Annotated in this window: 13 protein-coding genes, 2 tRNA genes, 2 rRNA genes, 1 other RNA gene and 2 pseudogenes; 10 read left to right on the top strand and 10 right to left on the bottom strand. The window is 44.3% G+C overall.

Annotated elements, in window-relative coordinates; translation table 11 throughout:
• The first annotated feature begins 43 nt into the window (after positions 1-43).
• The 5 genes from QTN94_RS08975 (at position 44) to serA (ending at position 3,375) form a co-directional block, all read left to right on the top strand.
• Positions 44-352: a cell division protein ZapA gene (locus QTN94_RS08975; protein ID WP_138971863.1), complete on the top strand. Its 309-nt coding sequence runs from the start codon at positions 44-46 to the stop codon at positions 350-352.
• Positions 353-370: 18 nt separating this feature from the next.
• A non-coding RNA gene (ssrS, locus tag QTN94_RS08970) (6S RNA) lies at positions 371-553 on the top strand.
• Between the two features lie 33 nt (positions 554-586).
• The gene (locus QTN94_RS08965; RefSeq protein ID WP_331416158.1) at positions 587-1,174 is read left to right on the top strand and encodes a 5-formyltetrahydrofolate cyclo-ligase; all 588 of its coding nucleotides are present in this window, start codon (positions 587-589) and stop codon (positions 1,172-1,174) included.
• Between the two features lie 62 nt (positions 1,175-1,236).
• On the top strand, positions 1,237-1,893 hold the full coding sequence (gene rpiA / locus QTN94_RS08960) for a ribose-5-phosphate isomerase RpiA (protein WP_331416157.1): 657 nt from the start codon (positions 1,237-1,239) through the stop codon (positions 1,891-1,893).
• Between the two features lie 252 nt (positions 1,894-2,145).
• Complete coding sequence (serA, locus tag QTN94_RS08955; RefSeq protein ID WP_138971866.1) at positions 2,146-3,375, top strand: phosphoglycerate dehydrogenase; 1,230 nt, start codon at positions 2,146-2,148, stop codon at positions 3,373-3,375.
• Between the two features lie 65 nt (positions 3,376-3,440).
• Here serA and ilvN read toward each other — a convergent pair whose 3' ends face one another.
• From ilvN to QTN94_RS08925, 6 genes and pseudogenes are all read right to left on the bottom strand, one after another.
• Positions 3,441-3,935 carry an acetolactate synthase small subunit gene (gene ilvN / locus QTN94_RS08950; protein ID WP_138971867.1) on the bottom strand — a complete coding sequence of 165 codons (495 nt, stop codon included), beginning with the start codon at positions 3,933-3,935 and terminating at the stop codon, positions 3,441-3,443.
• Positions 3,936-3,937: 2 nt separating this feature from the next.
• On the bottom strand, positions 3,938-5,662 hold the full coding sequence (locus tag QTN94_RS08945) for an acetolactate synthase 3 large subunit (protein ID WP_331427463.1): 1,725 nt from the start codon (positions 5,660-5,662) through the stop codon (positions 3,938-3,940).
• 439 nt (positions 5,663-6,101) lie between these two features.
• Positions 6,102-7,910 (bottom strand): AMP-dependent synthetase/ligase, encoded by a 1,809-nt coding sequence (locus QTN94_RS08940; RefSeq protein ID WP_331427462.1) that lies wholly within the window; start codon positions 7,908-7,910, stop codon positions 6,102-6,104.
• Positions 7,911-8,074: 164 nt separating this feature from the next.
• A complete protein-coding gene (gene leuO, locus QTN94_RS08935) occupies positions 8,075-9,034 on the bottom strand; it encodes a transcriptional regulator LeuO (protein ID WP_331427461.1) in 960 nt (319 codons plus the stop codon).
• A gap of 392 nt (positions 9,035-9,426) precedes the next feature.
• A pseudogene (locus tag QTN94_RS08930) lies at positions 9,427-9,734 on the bottom strand (MJ1255/VC2487 family glycosyltransferase); the annotation flags it as partial.
• Positions 9,717-10,025, bottom strand: a pseudogene (locus QTN94_RS08925) (phosphatase PAP2 family protein); the annotation flags it as partial. The pseudogenes QTN94_RS08930 and QTN94_RS08925, both read right to left, overlap by 18 nt.
• 501 nt (positions 10,026-10,526) lie before the next feature.
• On the opposite strand from QTN94_RS08925, the gene leuA reads away from it, so the two are divergent.
• The 5 genes from leuA (at position 10,527) to QTN94_RS08900 (ending at position 16,211) form a co-directional block, all read left to right on the top strand.
• Positions 10,527-12,074 (top strand): 2-isopropylmalate synthase, encoded by a 1,548-nt coding sequence (gene leuA, locus QTN94_RS08920; RefSeq protein WP_331427460.1) that lies wholly within the window; start codon positions 10,527-10,529, stop codon positions 12,072-12,074.
• A 56-nt stretch (positions 12,075-12,130) separates the two neighbouring features.
• A complete protein-coding gene (gene leuB / locus QTN94_RS08915) occupies positions 12,131-13,222 on the top strand; it encodes a 3-isopropylmalate dehydrogenase (RefSeq protein WP_331427459.1) in 1,092 nt (363 codons plus the stop codon).
• Positions 13,223-13,293: 71 nt separating this feature from the next.
• A complete protein-coding gene (leuC, locus tag QTN94_RS08910; RefSeq protein WP_331427458.1) occupies positions 13,294-14,694 on the top strand; it encodes a 3-isopropylmalate dehydratase large subunit in 1,401 nt (466 codons plus the stop codon).
• Between the two features lie 11 nt (positions 14,695-14,705).
• Positions 14,706-15,308: a 3-isopropylmalate dehydratase small subunit gene (gene leuD / locus QTN94_RS08905; RefSeq protein WP_138971876.1), complete on the top strand. Its 603-nt coding sequence runs from the start codon at positions 14,706-14,708 to the stop codon at positions 15,306-15,308.
• A gap of 120 nt (positions 15,309-15,428) precedes the next feature.
• Positions 15,429-16,211, top strand: coding sequence for a DUF547 domain-containing protein (locus QTN94_RS08900; RefSeq protein WP_331427457.1), 783 nt, complete (start codon positions 15,429-15,431; stop codon positions 16,209-16,211).
• Positions 16,212-16,343: 132 nt separating this feature from the next.
• Here QTN94_RS08900 and QTN94_RS08895 read toward each other — a convergent pair.
• The 4 genes from QTN94_RS08895 to rrf (QTN94_RS08880) form a co-directional block, all read right to left on the bottom strand.
• A tRNA-Asp gene (locus tag QTN94_RS08895) sits at positions 16,344-16,420 on the bottom strand.
• A gap of 70 nt (positions 16,421-16,490) precedes the next feature.
• Positions 16,491-16,606: ribosomal RNA gene (rrf, locus tag QTN94_RS08890) — 5S ribosomal RNA — on the bottom strand.
• Positions 16,607-16,664: 58 nt separating this feature from the next.
• Positions 16,665-16,740 (bottom strand) — tRNA-Thr (locus QTN94_RS08885).
• Positions 16,741-16,803: 63 nt separating this feature from the next.
• Positions 16,804-16,920 (bottom strand): 5S ribosomal RNA (rrf, locus tag QTN94_RS08880).
• Between the last annotated feature and the right edge of the window lie 24 nt (positions 16,921-16,944).

Raw genomic sequence — 16,944 nt, 5'->3', positions numbered from 1 at the left:
GATTATCTGCTTTATCACCTTAGACAACAGATATAGAGTCGGTATGAGTAATCAAGCGGTAGAAGTCGAAATCTTAGGCAAACTAACTCGTGTTAACTGTCCAGCAGGACAAGAAGAGTCTTTGATCAATGCAGCAGCACGTTTAGATGATCGCCTTAAAGAGTTAGCGGCTAAAACCAAGATGACCAACGAAGTACAGCTGCTGACCTTTGTTGCCTTAAACTTTTGTCACGAACTCGAAGTCCGCGACAACGATTCAAAGCAGGAACAAGATGCAATGGTTGAGCGTATGGAACTGCTCTCTGCGTCTTTGGATGATGCAATTAGTAAAGTTAAGCCAGGACAGCAGTAACCTTTACACCATCAAGAATTTACCCTGGAGTGTTCGTGAGGAGATTAAGTCCCTGAGCCGATAAGCAATACCCAAGGGTTAGTACTTGATAGCTATTGAGCAAGCTCGGCTTGTACCGAGAAGCCTACGGTTATCTCTGCTGATCCGCCTTGAACCAGCTGGTTCAAGGGTCCATATCTCCAACGGCACTCTGGGGTATCCCTATCTCGATACCCAGCAACCATGGGTAATGTCATGACTCTTTCACGCCAAGACTTACGCAAAGTCATTCGACAGAAACGCAATGCGCTCAGTAGCGACACGCAATATCTGGCAGGATTAGACTTAGTGACACAATTCAAGCAATTGCCTGAGAGCGCCTCAGCACAACACATCGCTTTGTACATCACCGCAGATGGCGAGATCGATACTAAACCACTCATTGAATGGCTATGGCATCAGGGAAAGGATGTCTACTTGCCTGTAATTCATCCCTTCTCCCACGGTCATCTACTGTTTCTTCGATACTCAAGCACGACACCTATGGTGCTAAACCGCTATGCAATTGCAGAACCCAAATTAAACCAGACTCAGATTATTCCTGTCGCTCAGCTTGATCTCATCTGCACCCCTTTAGTCGCTTTTGACTCGACTGGACATCGCCTAGGAATGGGAGGGGGCTACTACGATCGAACGCTAGAGCCTTGGTTCAACACACGCCTCGGGCCTAAACCGATTGGATTAGCCCATGACTGCCAGCAAGTCGACTCACTGCCTATTGAGTCTTGGGATGTACCTCTACCTAAAATAGTGACGCCAAGCCAGATCTGGGATTGGGAATAAAACCAATTTGCAGCTATAATCGCCGCCGCAAACGATTTTACTACCGCCTCTAGGAGATGAGCATGACTCAAGATGAAATGAAGAAAGAAGCTGGTTGGGCAGCACTTAAGTATGTTGAAAAAGGCAGCATTGTTGGTGTTGGTACAGGCTCTACTGTGAATCACTTCATCGATGCACTTGCAACAATGAAAGATGACATCAAAGGTGCTGTTTCAAGCTCTGAAGCATCAACTGAAAAGCTAAAAGGTCTCGGCATTGAAGTCTTCGACTGCAACGATGTTGCGATGCTAGACATCTATGTTGATGGTGCTGATGAGATCAACGCATCTCGTGACATGATCAAAGGCGGTGGCGCAGCACTGACTCGTGAGAAAATTGTTGCTGCTATTTCTGAGAAGTTCGTCTGTATCGTTGACAATACTAAAGCAGTCGACGTACTTGGCCAATTCCCACTACCAGTAGAAGTTATCCCAATGGCACGCTCTTACGTCGCTCGCCAGTTGGTTAAATTAGGTGGTGATCCTGCTTACCGTGAAGGTGTAGTCACTGACAATGGCAACGTTATTCTTGATGTGCATGGCATGAAGATTACTGATCCAAAAGATCTAGAAGATAAAATCAACTCTATTGCTGGTGTCGTCACTGTTGGTCTATTCGCACACCGTGGTGCTGATGTTGTCATCACTGGCACGCCGGAAGGGGCAAAAATCGAAGAGTAACCCATCAATTTTGGTTATTTCATTACAAGCGGCGCCATTTGGCGCCGTTTTTTTCATTTTAATCAATAAATATTCTGCCTTATTCCGTAATTTTCTTACCCAAACTGTATTTTTTTTGTTAAGTTAATGGTCAGAAGACGCACAAGGAAAACGTTTGCGTGCTACATAACGCTGATAAAAACGTTTGCTTTATCTGCTTTAGTCTAATGTGCGCCACTTAAGCCCAATTTCCCCACTTTAAGGAAGAAGACAATGGCCAAAGTTTCACTGGAAAAAGACAAAATAAAAATTCTCTTGCTTGAAGGTCTACATCCATCAACAGTAGAAGTTCTTCAGGCTGCCGGCTACACCAACATTGAGTATCACAAAGGTTCACTTCCAGAAGATGAGCTTCTAGAAGCCGTTAAGGATGTCCATTTTATTGGTATCCGTTCGCGCACTAATTTGACAGAAGAAGTGATCAACGCTGCCGAAAAGTTAGTCGCCATTGGCTGTTTCTGTATTGGTACCAACCAAGTTGATCTTAAAGCAGCCGCATCTCGCGGTATTCCAGTATTTAACGCACCTTTCTCAAATACACGTAGTGTTGCGGAATTGGTACTAGGTCAGATCTTATTGCTACTACGCGGTATTCCAGAAAAGAACGCGCTAGCTCACCGTGGTATTTGGAAGAAGAGTGCTGACAATTCATACGAAGCACGCGGTAAACGTTTAGGTATTATCGGTTATGGTCACATTGGTACACAGTTAGGTATTATTGCTGAAAACCTGGGTATGCGTGTCTACTTCTACGATATTGAGAACAAGCTTTCACTAGGTAACGCGACTCAAGTCCACACTATGAGTGAGCTTCTGAATAAATGTGATGTCATCTCACTTCACGTTCCTGAAACCGCTGATACAAAGAACATGATGGGTGCCGAAGAGTTCGCTCGCATGAAGCCAGGTTCAATCTTTATCAACGCTGCTCGTGGTACCGTGGTTGATATCGAAGCACTCTGCCATAGTCTGGAAGCAGGTCACCTTGCTGGTGCGGCAATTGACGTATTCCCGACCGAGCCAAAAACCAACGCAGATCCATTTGAGTCTCCACTGCAAAAATTCGATAACGTGATCCTAACTCCTCACGTAGGCGGCTCAACTCAAGAAGCTCAAGAAAACATTGGCGTAGAAGTAGCAGGAAAGTTGGCTAAGTACTCAGACAATGGTTCAACGCTATCAAGCGTTAACTTCCCTGAAGTTTCTCTACCAGAGCATCGCGATTGTTCACGACTGCTGCACATTCACGAAAACCGTCCAGGTATTCTGACTCAAATTAACACCATCTTCGCTGAAGAGGGGATTAACATCGCAGGTCAATACCTACAGACAGCAGCAGACTTCGGTTATGTGGTTATTGATGTAGAAACGGAACGCTCTGAAGAAGCACTGAAGAAGCTCAAAAGCATCGAAGGTACTATTCGCGCTCGTATCCTTCACTAATCAATTCATAAATGCAAAAAACCACCGTTATACGGTGGTTTTTTTTATTGGCTAAACAGCGACTTTTAAGGTTTTAAAGCGCGTTCACCACGAGCGATTCCAACTACACCACTGCGCGCAACTTCGATCACTTCTGTTACTTCAGAAATGGCCTGAATAAAGGCATCAAGTTTCTCGCTGGTTCCTGCCATCTGTACCGTGTACTGGGAAGCCGTGACATCAACAATCTGACCACGGAAGATATCAGCAGTACGTTTAACTTCCGCACGTGAAAAACCGCTGGCTTTCACTTTCACCATCATAAGTTCACGTTCGATATGGTCAAGCTCTGTCACTTCCTGCACTTTAAGGACATCAATCAGTTTGTTAAGTTGCTTCTGGATCTGCTCCAGTTCCATGTCATCAGAGATGGTTGTAATGTTTAAACGCGATAATGTTTCATCATCTGTCGGTGAAACCGTTAGAGATTCGATGTTGTAAGCACGTTGAGAAAACAGACCAACAACACGCGATAAAGCCCCCGGTTGGTTTTCCATTAGTAGTGAAATAATGTGTCTCATAATTACGTTCTCTCCGTCTTGCTTAACCACATTTTGTCCATACCCTCACCTTTGATCTGCATTGGGTATACATGCTCAGTCTCGTCCACATTGATATCAACAAACACTAAGCGATCTTTCATATCAAGTGCTTGTTTTAGACCAGATTCCAACTGATCTGGAGACTCAATTCGGATACCAACATGGCCATAAGCTTCAGCAATGGCGGCAAAATCAGGAACAGAACTCATATATGAGTTTGAATGGCGGCCTTGGTAAATAATGTCTTGCCATTGTTTTACCATGCCTAAGAATCGGTTATTCAAGTTAATGATTTTAACAGGGATATCGTATTGCATTGCTGTCGATAGTTCCTGAATATTCATTTGGATACTGCCGTCACCAGTCACTACCACCACTTCTTCTTCAGGCTTGGCGAACTTAACACCCATACCTGCTGGTAGACCGAAGCCCATCGTGCCAAGACCACCAGAGTTGATCCAGCGGCGAGGTTTATTGAATGGGTAGTAAAGGGCTGCAAACATTTGGTGCTGACCTACATCAGAAGCAACATAAGCGTCGCCATTTGTCAGCTTGTGCAAGGTTTCAATAACTTGCTGAGGCTTAATACGCTCAGATGATGTCTCATAAGACAAACACTCACGATCACGCCACACTTGGATCTCATCCCACCAGCGATTTAAAGCATCTTGATCGTTCGTGCTACCCTGCTCTTCAAGCAGTTTAACCATGCTTTCGAGAACTTTTTCTGCAGAGCCTACAATAGGCAGATCCGCTTTCACGTTTTTCGAGATTGATGAAGGATCAATATCGATATGCATTACTTTAGCGTCTGGGCAGTACTTCTCTAGATTATTTGTGGTTCGGTCATCAAAGCGAACGCCGACACCAAAAATGAGATCCGCTCTATGCATCGCCATATTGGCTTCATACACACCATGCATACCCAACATGCCTAAGGAATTTTTATGAGTGCCGGGGAATGCACCAAGCCCCATCAAAGTACTGACTACAGGTAGATTTAGCGCTTCAGCCAATTTAGTTAGGTGCTCTTCTGCACCAGAAATAACGGCGCCACCACCTACATACAGCACAGGTCGTTTTGCTTCTAGAAGGGTCTTCAGACCTTTCTTGATTTGACCTTTGTGACCAGTCGTTGTCGGTTTGTAAGAGCGCATTGAAATAGCTTGAGGGTACTCATACGGCAGCTTAACCTGAGGATTCATTACATCTTTAGGTAAATCAATAAGTACAGGGCCAGGGCGACCGGTGGTTGCAATATAGAAGGCTTTCTTAACCGTTTCAGGAATGTCTTCAGCTTTCTTTACTAAGAAACTGTGTTTAACAACTGGGCGAGATACACCCACGATATCACACTCTTGGAATGCGTCATTACCAATCATGTTATTCGGTACGTTGCCCGAAATTACGATCATTGGAATAGAGTCCATATACGCCGTCGCAATACCGGTAATGGTGTTGGTAGCACCAGGGCCAGAACAGACAAGCACTACACCTGGGTTGCCAGTGGCTCGTGCATAGCCATCAGCCATATGAGTTGCTGCTTGTTCATGACGAACGAGTACATGCTTAATTTGATCAGTTTTTGCGTGAAGCGCATCGTAGATATCTAAAACAGAACCGCCTGGGTAGCCAAAGATCTGTTCTACGCCTTCTTCGATCAGAGATTGAACAACCATCTCTGCTCCGGACAACATTGCTGCCATATTTTTCTCCTTAAACCAGTTTGTCATCGGATAAGGTCAATCTGATGAGCTGGTTTTCCATAGTCTAGGTCTTATTCGTAGCCTAATTCGAAATATTTCCACTTTTTCGGCTATGTCTTGCTCATAGGTAACATAAAGCAAAGTAACGCAACAAATGTAACGTTTTATTATCAACGGGTCTAATGCGATTTATCTCCCACTTTGAAGATTGCACTGGAAAGTAATTATTTATAGCAAGATGAGTCTAAAACAACCCTTTCAAACAGATTCAATCACCTGCAAAAACTAGAAATTAAGTAATAAATTCTGTTCTTTTTTTTCAAGCCACATGAATAAGCAACATCAAAACCATCATATAAGCACAATAAAAAATCCCCCAGCAAGCGAACTAGCTTGTTGGGGGGTTTTTAATCACTCAGAAAATTAACTATCGGAAATATTAGTTTTTATCCGACTTGTCCTTGTACATTTCTTCGATTTCATCTTGATACTTGTCGTTAATCACCTTACGACGCAGTTTTTGTGTCGGTGTCAGTTCACCATCGTCCATAGAGAAGGCTTTCGGCAATAACTTGAACTTCTTCACTTGCTCAAACTTCGCCAACTCTTTTTGTAAGTCATTGACGCGCTTTTCTAGCATTTCGACTATCTGATGGTGCTTAATCAACTCGACCCGATCATGATATTTGATGTTGAGCTCTTTAGCGTATTCTTCTAACGAGTCATAACACGGCACTATCAGAGCAGAGACAAATTTGCGCGTATCCGCAATAACAGCAATCTGCTCGATAAAGTGATCTTTGCCGATTGCGCCTTCAATTATTTGTGGAGCGATATACTTACCATTCGACGTCTTCATTAGCTCTTTGATTCGGTCTGTAATGAACAAATTGCCATTCTCATCGATATGACCAGCATCACCTGTTTTCAGAAAGCTATGTTCGTCAAAGGTTTTCGCTGTCTCTTCCGGCATTTTGTAGTAACCACGCATGACCATTGGACCACGAACAAGAATCTCGTTGTTCTCACCAATCTTGACCTGAGCGCCCGGCATCGACATACCTATAGAGTCAGGATTGAAACATTTATCATCCCAGCACGATACGGTCGCTGTGGTCTCTGTCATGCCGTAACCCAACTTTACGTTGATACCAATCGCATGGAAGAAGCGACCGATGGTTTCATCGAGCTTAGCGCCACCACACGGCATGAAATTGATTTGACCGCCAAGCAAAGCACGTAGCTTTGACAAGACCAGCTTGTCTGCCAATACATGCGCTTTCTTCAGAGCAACGGAAGGTTTGCGCCCTTCTTGATGGCACAATGCCATTTTGGCACCCATATTTACTGCCCAAGTAAATAAAACTTTGCGAATAAATGGTGCTTTAGCCACTTTTTCATGAATCGCTGAAAAGATCTTTTCGTAGAAGCGAGGCACCGCACACATCACTGTCGGGCGCACTTCACTCAAGGCTTCACGAACTTGCATAGTGTCTTGTAGGTAACAGTTCGTCGCCCCTTTGTACAGCACGTAGAACGTCCAAGCGCGCTCAAATACATGCGAAAGAGGTAAGAAACAGAGCGACACATCAGATTCACTCAAACTTAATCTCTGGTCGTGACCTTCCAACTGTGCAGCAATATTCGCGTAATCCAACATTACGCCCTTAGGCTGCCCAGTTGTACCCGATGTGTAGATAAGTGTTAGTAGGTCATCGAAGCATACCTGCTCTAATCGGGCATTCAATTCTGGTTGATGCATTTCGTTCGACTGAGCAATGAATTTTTGCCAACCAATAGCAAAACTATGTTCGCCAACTTGTACGTCATCGGACATAGCCACAATCAGTTCTAATTGTTCGCATTGGTCAAAGATGGATACAGCTGCGTCAAATTGAGCTTGCTCACCGACAAATAATACTCGGACATCCGCATTCTGCAGGATGTAAGCTGACTGAGCGGCAGTGTTGGTTGGATAAATAGGTACTGTGACGGCACGCAGTTGTAATGCTGCGAAATCTGCCACTGTCCACTGTGGCATGTTGTTGGAGAAGATACCAATCTTGTCTTGGACTCGTATTCCCTGAGCCAATAGTGCAAGTGAAAGAGAATCAACTTGCTGACCAAACTGCTTCCAGCTAATACCATTCCACATGTTGCCCACTTTATGTTTGAGCGCAATGCGGTCGCTGCCTTTCGCAATCTGTTCTCGAATTCGTTTTACAATGTGAAAATCTAGGTTGGCCATCTTTACTACCTTTAGCTTACACCTGTAAGCTTTATTAAGCGCACAAGTGTACATTTCGGGTTAGAAAAGGCAACTGATGAGCATCAAAGTTATCAATTAAAATAGTAAAAAACCTTGAATGGCGCGAACCATCCAAGACTTTTCCTGTCAGTGAATACTGACAATTACTTTAGGGCAACCACTTCGCCGCAGATCATCATCAGTTGATCGCGCAGCCAGATATGACCCTTGTCTTTTTCGCTTGATTCATGCCAGCTTAAGAAGCCACTGATTTGACCGTTTTCATACGGGAGCTCGATGACTTGCAACTGCTCTTTGTTTGCTGCATTTTCGACCATCCAGCGTGGCGCGATTGTCACTAGCTCAGATTGACCTACAACGTAGAGAACGTTGCTTAGGCTCGTACCCTCATAGTATGCCTGAACATCCAGATCTCGGTACGCTTGCTCAGAGAAGCTACGCTGACCGTGAACTTTAGATAACTTAGCATGACGTTCACCAAACAATTGTGCTGGGCTTACTGACCCTTGAATACGTGGGTGTGCTTTAGATGCCACTACAACCAACTCATCTTGGAAGATTTCTGTGCTTGAAAAGCCTTGCTCATCAAAACGAGCATAATCGATAACAAAGTCGATCTCTTGGTAACGCATTCTCTCTGCAAGTTGGCGATCGAATTCAGCATCTAGGTGGAGCTGTACATTAGGTGCAAGCTCGTGAATCGTTGACATTATCTTTGGCGCAAAACGCATGTCACATGGGCTGCAAATTGCCAGTTTGAATAGACGAGTAGATGTCTCTGGAGAGAAAACTGAGCTTGGTAATTCATTACGAATAAGTTGCAGAGCCTGACGAACAGGACCAAACAGCTGACGAGCTCGTTGAGTCGGTTGAATACCGCGTCCCTGACGCATAAATAGCTCATCATTAAACATCACTTTAAGACGCGCTACAGCGTTACTTACTGCTGGCTGTGACATACCCAGATTATGCGCAGCGCGAGTGATGTTTTGTTCTTGCATGACCGCATCGAACACAGTTAAAAGGTTTAAATCTACTCCACGTAAAGTACTTTCCATGCGGTAGCTAGCGATAGCACTCATAGACTCTTTTTTGTCAATCATTGGGCAAGCCTCTTTAATTCATCAACGTAAATGGTTACTAACTTCAAAATGAGTTGGGAATAGAAAACCAAAGGTTCGCCGCATCCATTATATTTAGTTGTTAGATGCTTTATGGCGAATCACTACTATCAACGAATAATTCAGCAATTAGCAATAAGATTGACAATTAATCAGTATTTTTTACTTAACTCGACACTGCTCCCTTCAAAAACAATTACTTAAAAAGATCATAAAAAATATCAAGGCCGTTTTTATAGTGATTATTAGATCTATTTGATATTAATTTCTAACTTATTTTTAGAAAGTGATTTATGGATGGGACTTATCAATGACAATAACAACGTAAAAATGGCATCAATAGTTTGAGGCCATTTTACGCTAAGAAAGAAGATCTATACGTTAATCGCATAACTCGGGAAATCGACTTTTTCCCACAGGCTCTCAGTCAATAGAGATTGGTCGTGCCAATTGCCTTGTTTAATCCAGCTCACGATCGCTGCGGCCACATCAGGATATTGGACACTTTCAGCCGAGTCTTCATCAAGCCATCGCCTCACTGCGGATGCATCTAAATCATCCATACACGATGCCAAGCTAAGTCCTTCCAATGTCGCGACATTACTTATCTGATCAAACTGGCCACTTAAAGGTTTAAGCAACAGTTTTTTCCTAGAATCAGCGCCTCTGAAGGTGTAATAAAAGAAGTGACTAAATCGGAAAGCTCTTCTGGGCGACGACGTTTAAATAGGTTTTTAGCCAACCAATAGATCGGCAGTTCTATAACAAAAGCGCACAAACCAACAGCAAGAAATGTTCGCCCTTCCACACCACCATAAACAAAAGCGAAAAGTCCGAGCAAAGCGTATAGATGGCCATCTCCCGTGTGAGAAATCACCTTACTTAAACGCGACACTGGATAACAAAATTTATGTTGTGAACAGAATAGGGAAAACGCTAAATCAAACTTAGCAATGGGCTCCATTGAACGCATTTCCAGCTCCTTTTATTACCTATCTTGCTTAAACTTAATTCGAGTTGGTGACAGGCAGGTGAAACTTTGACTGAGTTTCGATGACAAGCTCACCAGCATGGACGAGTGGTCATTGGTTCAACCTATTCTTCCAGAACACATTATTGAAATACCAACCGACGATTCATCTCTTAAACTGGCAGTTTGCCGCTGGAACTGATCTAAGATGAATAAAAAACACACTTTAGGGTTGACGTTGTCCGTTGAGTGCGGTACTAATTTGTTAACTTAAATATGTGGATTATTTAACGCCCTAAAGGAATCGTTAACAATGATGAACCGTTTTTCTATCCTGCTGAGCCTCCTCCTTATCGTGACATAATCGCGCGGGTAGGCTGTGGAAGAAAAACAACCACACAGAATTACAACAAACCCGCACTCAGATGCGGGTTTTTTTATATCTAAATACCGGAAGTAAACGATTAACTCGTGCAGATGCACATAATCACTAAGGAAGTAAACATGAATGATCAAGTCATTATTTTCGACACCACCTTGCGTGATGGCGAACAAGCGTTGTCAGCAAGCTTGACGGTTAAAGAAAAACTGCAGATTGCCTATGCGCTTGAAAGGCTCGGCGTTGATGTTATTGAAGCGGGTTTTCCTGTTTCTTCTCCTGGTGATTTTGAGTCGGTACAAACCATCGCTCGCAACATTAAGAACAGTCGAATTTGTGCCCTTTCGCGAGCCGTTGCGAAAGATATTGATGCCGCAGCCGAAGCTTTAAAAGTTGCAGACCAGTTCCGAATCCATACCTTTATTTCTACTTCCACCGTTCACGTTCAAGACAAACTTCGTCGCAGTTACGATGACGTCGTCGAAATGGGTGTAAAAGCAGTCAAACATGCTCGTAATTACACCGATGATGTCGAGTTTTCTTGTGAAGATGCGGGGCGCACACCTATTGATAACTTATGTCGCATGGTTGAAGCCGCTATCAACGCAGGTGCAAGCACGATCAATATCCCAGATACAGTTGGCTACACAGTGCCAAATGAATTTGGTGGCATTATTCAAACCCTGTTCAACCGAGTGCCAAATATCGACAAAGCGATCATTTCGGTACACTGTCATGACGACTTAGGCATGTCAGTAGCAAACTCCATTGCCGCTGTACAAGCAGGTGCTCGTCAGATTGAAGGCACCATTAATGGTATTGGCGAACGTGCTGGCAACTGCTCACTTGAAGAAATCGCAATGATCATCAAGACCAGACAGGAGCTACTTGGTGTTCACACTGGTTTAAAGCATGATGAAATCCATCGCACCAGTAAATTGGTTAGTCAATTGTGCAACATGCCGATTCAAAGCAACAAAGCAATAGTAGGTGCGAATGCATTTAGCCACTCATCAGGCATTCACCAAGATGGCATGTTAAAGAACAAGAATACCTACGAGATCATGACACCTGAGTCGATAGGTCTTAAGAATCAAGCGTTGAACCTAACTAGCCGAAGTGGACGTGCAGCAGTGAAAAGCCATATGGATGCAATGGGCTACAAAGAAGATGAGTACAACCTAGATGCACTTTATGAAGACTTCTTAAAGTTGGCTGACCGTAAAGGCCAAGTGTTTGATTATGATTTAGAAGCCTTGATGCATTTCTCTAATCTACGTGAAGAAGATGACTTTTATAAATTGAACTATCTAAGCGTTCAGTCAGGAAGCGTAATGGCAACCACAAGCATCAAGATACAGTGTGGTAATGAGGAAACTTGTGAAGCCGCAGTCGGTAACGGTCCTGTTGATGCTCTTTACCAGTGTATCTATCGTGTAACTGGTTATGATATTGTTCTAGATAAGTTTGATTTAACCGCGAAAGGCGAAGGTGAGGATGGCTTAGGTCAAGCTGACATCATCGCTAACTACAAAGGTCGCAAATATCACGGCACAGGTGTTTCAACTGATATCGTAGAAGCTTCTGGTCAAGCGCTATTGCATGTGATTAACAGCATCCATCGCGCCAACAAAATCGAAGAAATCAAACAGAAAAAAATCGCAACAGTATAAGTGAGACTCCAAGGACGCGAGTCGCCTTGGAGGAAAATAAAAATTAAAGGATTACCATGACAGACAAATCATACAAAATTGCTGTACTACCCGGTGACGGCATTGGCCCAGAAGTAATGTCACAAGCACACAAAGTGCTAGACGCTATCGAGAAAAAATACGCGATCGAATTTGTGCGTGAAGAACACGATGTTGGTGGCATTGCGATCGATAACCACGGTTGCCCACTACCAGACAACACAGTGAAAGCTTGTGAAGAATCTGATGCCGTACTTTTTGGTTCTGTTGGTGGCCCTAAGTGGGAACATCTTCCGCCTAACGATCAACCAGAACGTGGTGCCCTACTTCCACTACGTAAACACTTCCAGCTATTTTGTAACCTTCGCCCGGCGCAAATCCATAAAGGTTTAGAAGCATTCTCTCCTCTTCGTGCAGATATCTCAGAGCGCGGATTCGACATTGTTGTTGTGCGTGAGCTAACTGGTGGTATCTACTTTGGCCAGCCAAAGGGACGTGAAGGTGAAGGCGCAAATGAGAAAGCATTTGATACCGAGGTTTATCACCGTTACGAGATCGAACGTATTGCTAAGATTGCGTTCGAGTCAGCCCGCCTTCGTAACAACAAAGTATGCTCGATTGATAAAGCGAACGTGCTGCAAAGCTCTATCCTTTGGCGTGAAGTGGTTGAAGAGATCGCGAAAGACTATCCTGATGTTGAGTTGTCGCATATGTACATCGACAACGCCACAATGCAACTCATCAAAGACCCATCGCAATTTGACGTCATGCTATGTTCGAACATCTTCGGTGACATCATCTCTGATGAGTGTGCAATGATCACAGGTTCAATGGGAATGCTGCCTTCAGCCTCTCTTAATGAAAGCAAATTTGGCCTATACGAACCAGCGGGCGGAAGCGCACCAGACATCGCGGGCAAAAATATCGCTAACCCAGTGGCGCAAATCCTGTCAGCAGCTCTGATGTTACGTTACAGCCTAGGTGAAGAAGCGGCGGCTCAGGACATCGAAACAGCGGTATCAAAAGCACTATCAGCAGGGGAATTAACCGCAGATCTTTCAGGTGACAAGCCGGCGCTATCCACCTCTGAGATGGGCGACAAGATTGCAGAGTACATTCTTAATTCGTAGTAAACCAATTTAATAATAATGACTTAGCAGTAGGTAAGCCGTTACCTGCTGCTATACACAGGAAAGTAATAATGGGCAAAACACTATATGAAAAAGTCTACGACGCTCACGTCGCCGTAGCCGCAGAGGGTGAGAACCCAATTTTGTACATCGACCGCCATTTAGTTCATGAAGTAACATCACCTCAAGCCTTTGATGGCCTGCGCGAAAAAGGGCGTAAAGTACGTCAGGTGAGTAAAACCTTCGCTACGATGGATCACAACGTATCGACCACGACCAAAGACATCAATGCGTCAGGTGAAATGGCACGTATCCAGATGGAAACGCTATCGAAGAACTGTGAAGAGTTTGGTGTCACCCTTTACGATATCAACCACAAATACCAAGGTATCGTGCATGTCATGGGGCCAGAACTTGGTATCACTCTACCTGGTATGACTATCGTTTGTGGTGACTCACATACGGCAACACACGGAGCTTTTGGTTCACTAGCGTTTGGTATCGGCACTTCAGAAGTTGAGCATGTTTTAGCAACTCAGACTCTAAAACAAGCTCGCGCTAAAACCATGAAGATCGAAGTTAAAGGCAAAGTAGCACCGGGCATCACAGCCAAAGATATCGTATTGGCAATCATCGGTAAAACTACCGCCGCTGGCGGTACAGGTTACGTTGTTGAGTTCTGTGGTGAAGCCATCACTGACCTTACAATGGAAGGTCGAATGACAGTCTGCAACATGGCGATTGAACTAGGTGCTAAAGCTGGCTTAATTGCACCAGATGAAACCACATTCAACTACGTTAAAGGTCGTAAGTTCTCTCCTCAAGGTGCAGATTTCGATGCAGCAGTAGAGTACTGGAAGACCTTAAAAACCGATGATGACGCCGAGTTCGACGCTGTCGTTACACTAGAAGCCGCAGATATTAAACCTCAGGTCACTTGGGGAACGAACCCAGGTCAAGTTATCGCTGTTGACCAACCTATCCCTGCGCCAGAAAGTTTTACAGACCCAGTAGAAAAAGCTTCAGCGGAAAAAGCACTTGCTTACATGGGATTAGAGGCGGGCAAATCACTTTCAGAATACTCAGTAGACAAAGTGTTTGTCGGCTCTTGTACTAACTCTCGTATCGAAGATATGCGCGCTGCTGCGCAAGTCGCTAAAGGCCGTAAAGTGGCCGCTCATGTTCAGGCTTTGATCGTTCCAGGTTCAGAGCAAGTGAAAGTGCAAGCAGAAGCGGAAGGTCTGGATGTTATCTTCAAAGAAGCTGGGTTTGAGTGGCGCTTACCAGGTTGTTCGATGTGCTTAGCAATGAACAATGACCGATTGGGTCCTCAAGAGCGTTGTGCATCTACATCAAACCGTAACTTCGAAGGCCGTCAAGGTCGTGATGGACGTACACACTTAGTCAGCCCAGCAATGGCAGCAGCAGCAGCAATTGCTGGCCATTTTGTCGACATTCGTAACTTGGATTAAGGAGAAACAACATGTCAGGTTTTAAACAGCATAAAGGCTTAGTTGTTCCTCTAGACGCAGCAAACGTCGACACCGATGCAATTATCCCTAAACAATTCCTACAGAAGGTATCTCGTTTAGGTTTTGGTAAGCACCTTTTCCATGATTGGCGTTTTCTTGATGACGCTGGCAAACAGCCAAATCCAGAGTTTGTGATGAATGCGCCGCGTTATAAAGGGGCATCTATCCTACTTGCTCGTGAAAACTTTGGCTGCGGTTCATCACGTGAACACGCTCCATGGGCGCTTGCCGATTACGGCATTCGAGCAATGATAGCTCCAAGCTTCGCAGATATTTTCTACGGTAACTCTATCAACAACCAAATGGTTCCGGTCCGCTTAACTGAGCAAGAAGTTGATGAAATCTTCAAGTTTGTTGAAGCCAACGAAGGTGCTGAAGTCGAAGTTGATCTCGAAGCAAACAAAGTACGAGCAAATGGCAAAGAGTACTCATTTGAAATCGATGAATTCCGCCGTCACTGTCTACTAAACGGTTTAGATAACATCGGTCTTACTCTACAACACGAAGATAAGATCGCGAGTTACGAAGCCAACATCCCTAGCTTCTTGAAGTAATTCAATCTGCCAATAAATAACAAAGGTTAGCTTAAGCTAGCCTTTTTTGTTTGTAGCTGAAACAAACACCCAATAAGCTTGGTCTAGTAATAAAAGCCTATCACCACTGGAATTTAGCCTATGACACGTATTATTGCTCTGCTAGTCACACTGATCTCTCTCAATGTTTTTGCCGCCCCCAAGTCAGATCTTTGGCCTTATTGGCAACAAGCCAATCAGAGTAACCAAGCCAGCATTTCACACCAAGCATGGCAAACTTTCCTTGATAGCTATCTAGTTACAGACAGTAACTACACGCTCGTCAAATATGACGACGTTTCCCAACAAGACAAGCAACAACTAGACCTGTACATCTCTACTCTTGCCAAGATCGATCCTCGAACATACTCACTGGATGAACAGTATGCCTACTGGGTTAACCTATACAATGCAATCACAGTTCAACTCATTGTCGATGCCTATCCAATTAAGTCGATTACCAAGTTAGGTGGCCTTTTTAGCTTTGGGCCATGGGGAGATGAAGTGATTACTGTGGCTGGACAACCGCTTTCTCTAAATGACATTGAGCATCGTATCTTACGCCCTATCTGGAACGATCCTAGAACACACTACGCAGTTAACTGTGCAAGCTTAGGTTGCCCTAACTTACAGAGCCAAGCCTTCACCGCCGCGAACACAGAACAGTTATTGGAACTCGCTGCAAAGCAGTTTATCAATAGCGATAAGGGTGTGTTAGTAAATGGTGACAGTATCCGCCTCTCATCTATCTATGATTGGTTTATCGCTGATTTTAGCGATCAACAGCAGCTAGTTAGTCATATCAATCGGTATCGCAAGCAACCGATCATATCGGTTAAAGGAGCGAGCTATGAGTATGATTGGGATTTAAATGTGAAGAGATAAAAGCCTAGGTAGCGGGCTTTTAAAACGGTGAAGGTGCTAGACAGACGGCGTCGCAGGCAACCTGTAGTCGAAGTACACAATACGCGGATAAAACAAAAAGACCCCAGCATTTCTGCTGAGGTCTGGAATAAGTGGCGGAGCGGACGGGACTCGAACCCGCGACCCCCGGCGTGACAGGCCGGTATTCTAACCAACTGAACTACCGCTCCGCACTGGTTAGACTCTTAAGTCTAAGTTTTTTGCCTTTGGATTTTTCTGAAATCCAAAAACAGAAAGGGAACCTGGCGATGTCCTACTCTCACATGGGGAAACCCCACACTACCATCGGCGCTAATTCGTTTCACTTCTGAGTTCGGAATGGAATCAGGTGGGTCCAAATCGCTATGGTCGCCAAGTAAAATTCTTTACGTTTTGCTTTAAACTCTATGTATAAAGTTTATAACAAACAGTAACTGGTGCTGATACCCAGACTCGAACTGGGGACCTCATCCTTACCAAGGATGCGCTCTACCACCTGAGCTATATCAGCATCAAGATATCCCTGAGGGACTAAAAAAGCCCGTTCTTACAAACGGGCTCTTAGTAATTTAAAGCCTGGCGATGTCCTACTCTCACATGGGGAAACCCCACACTACCATCGGCGCTAATTCGTTTCACTTCTGAGTTCGGAATGGAAATCAGGTGGGTCCAAATCGCTATGGTCGCCAAGCAAATTCTTTAATCTGGAAAGCTG

Origin of the sequence: Vibrio sp. M250220, from assembly GCF_036533795.1 — a bacterium.
Lineage (GTDB): Bacteria > Pseudomonadota > Gammaproteobacteria > Enterobacterales > Vibrionaceae > Vibrio.
This window is presented reverse-complemented; position numbering and strand designations above follow the sequence as displayed.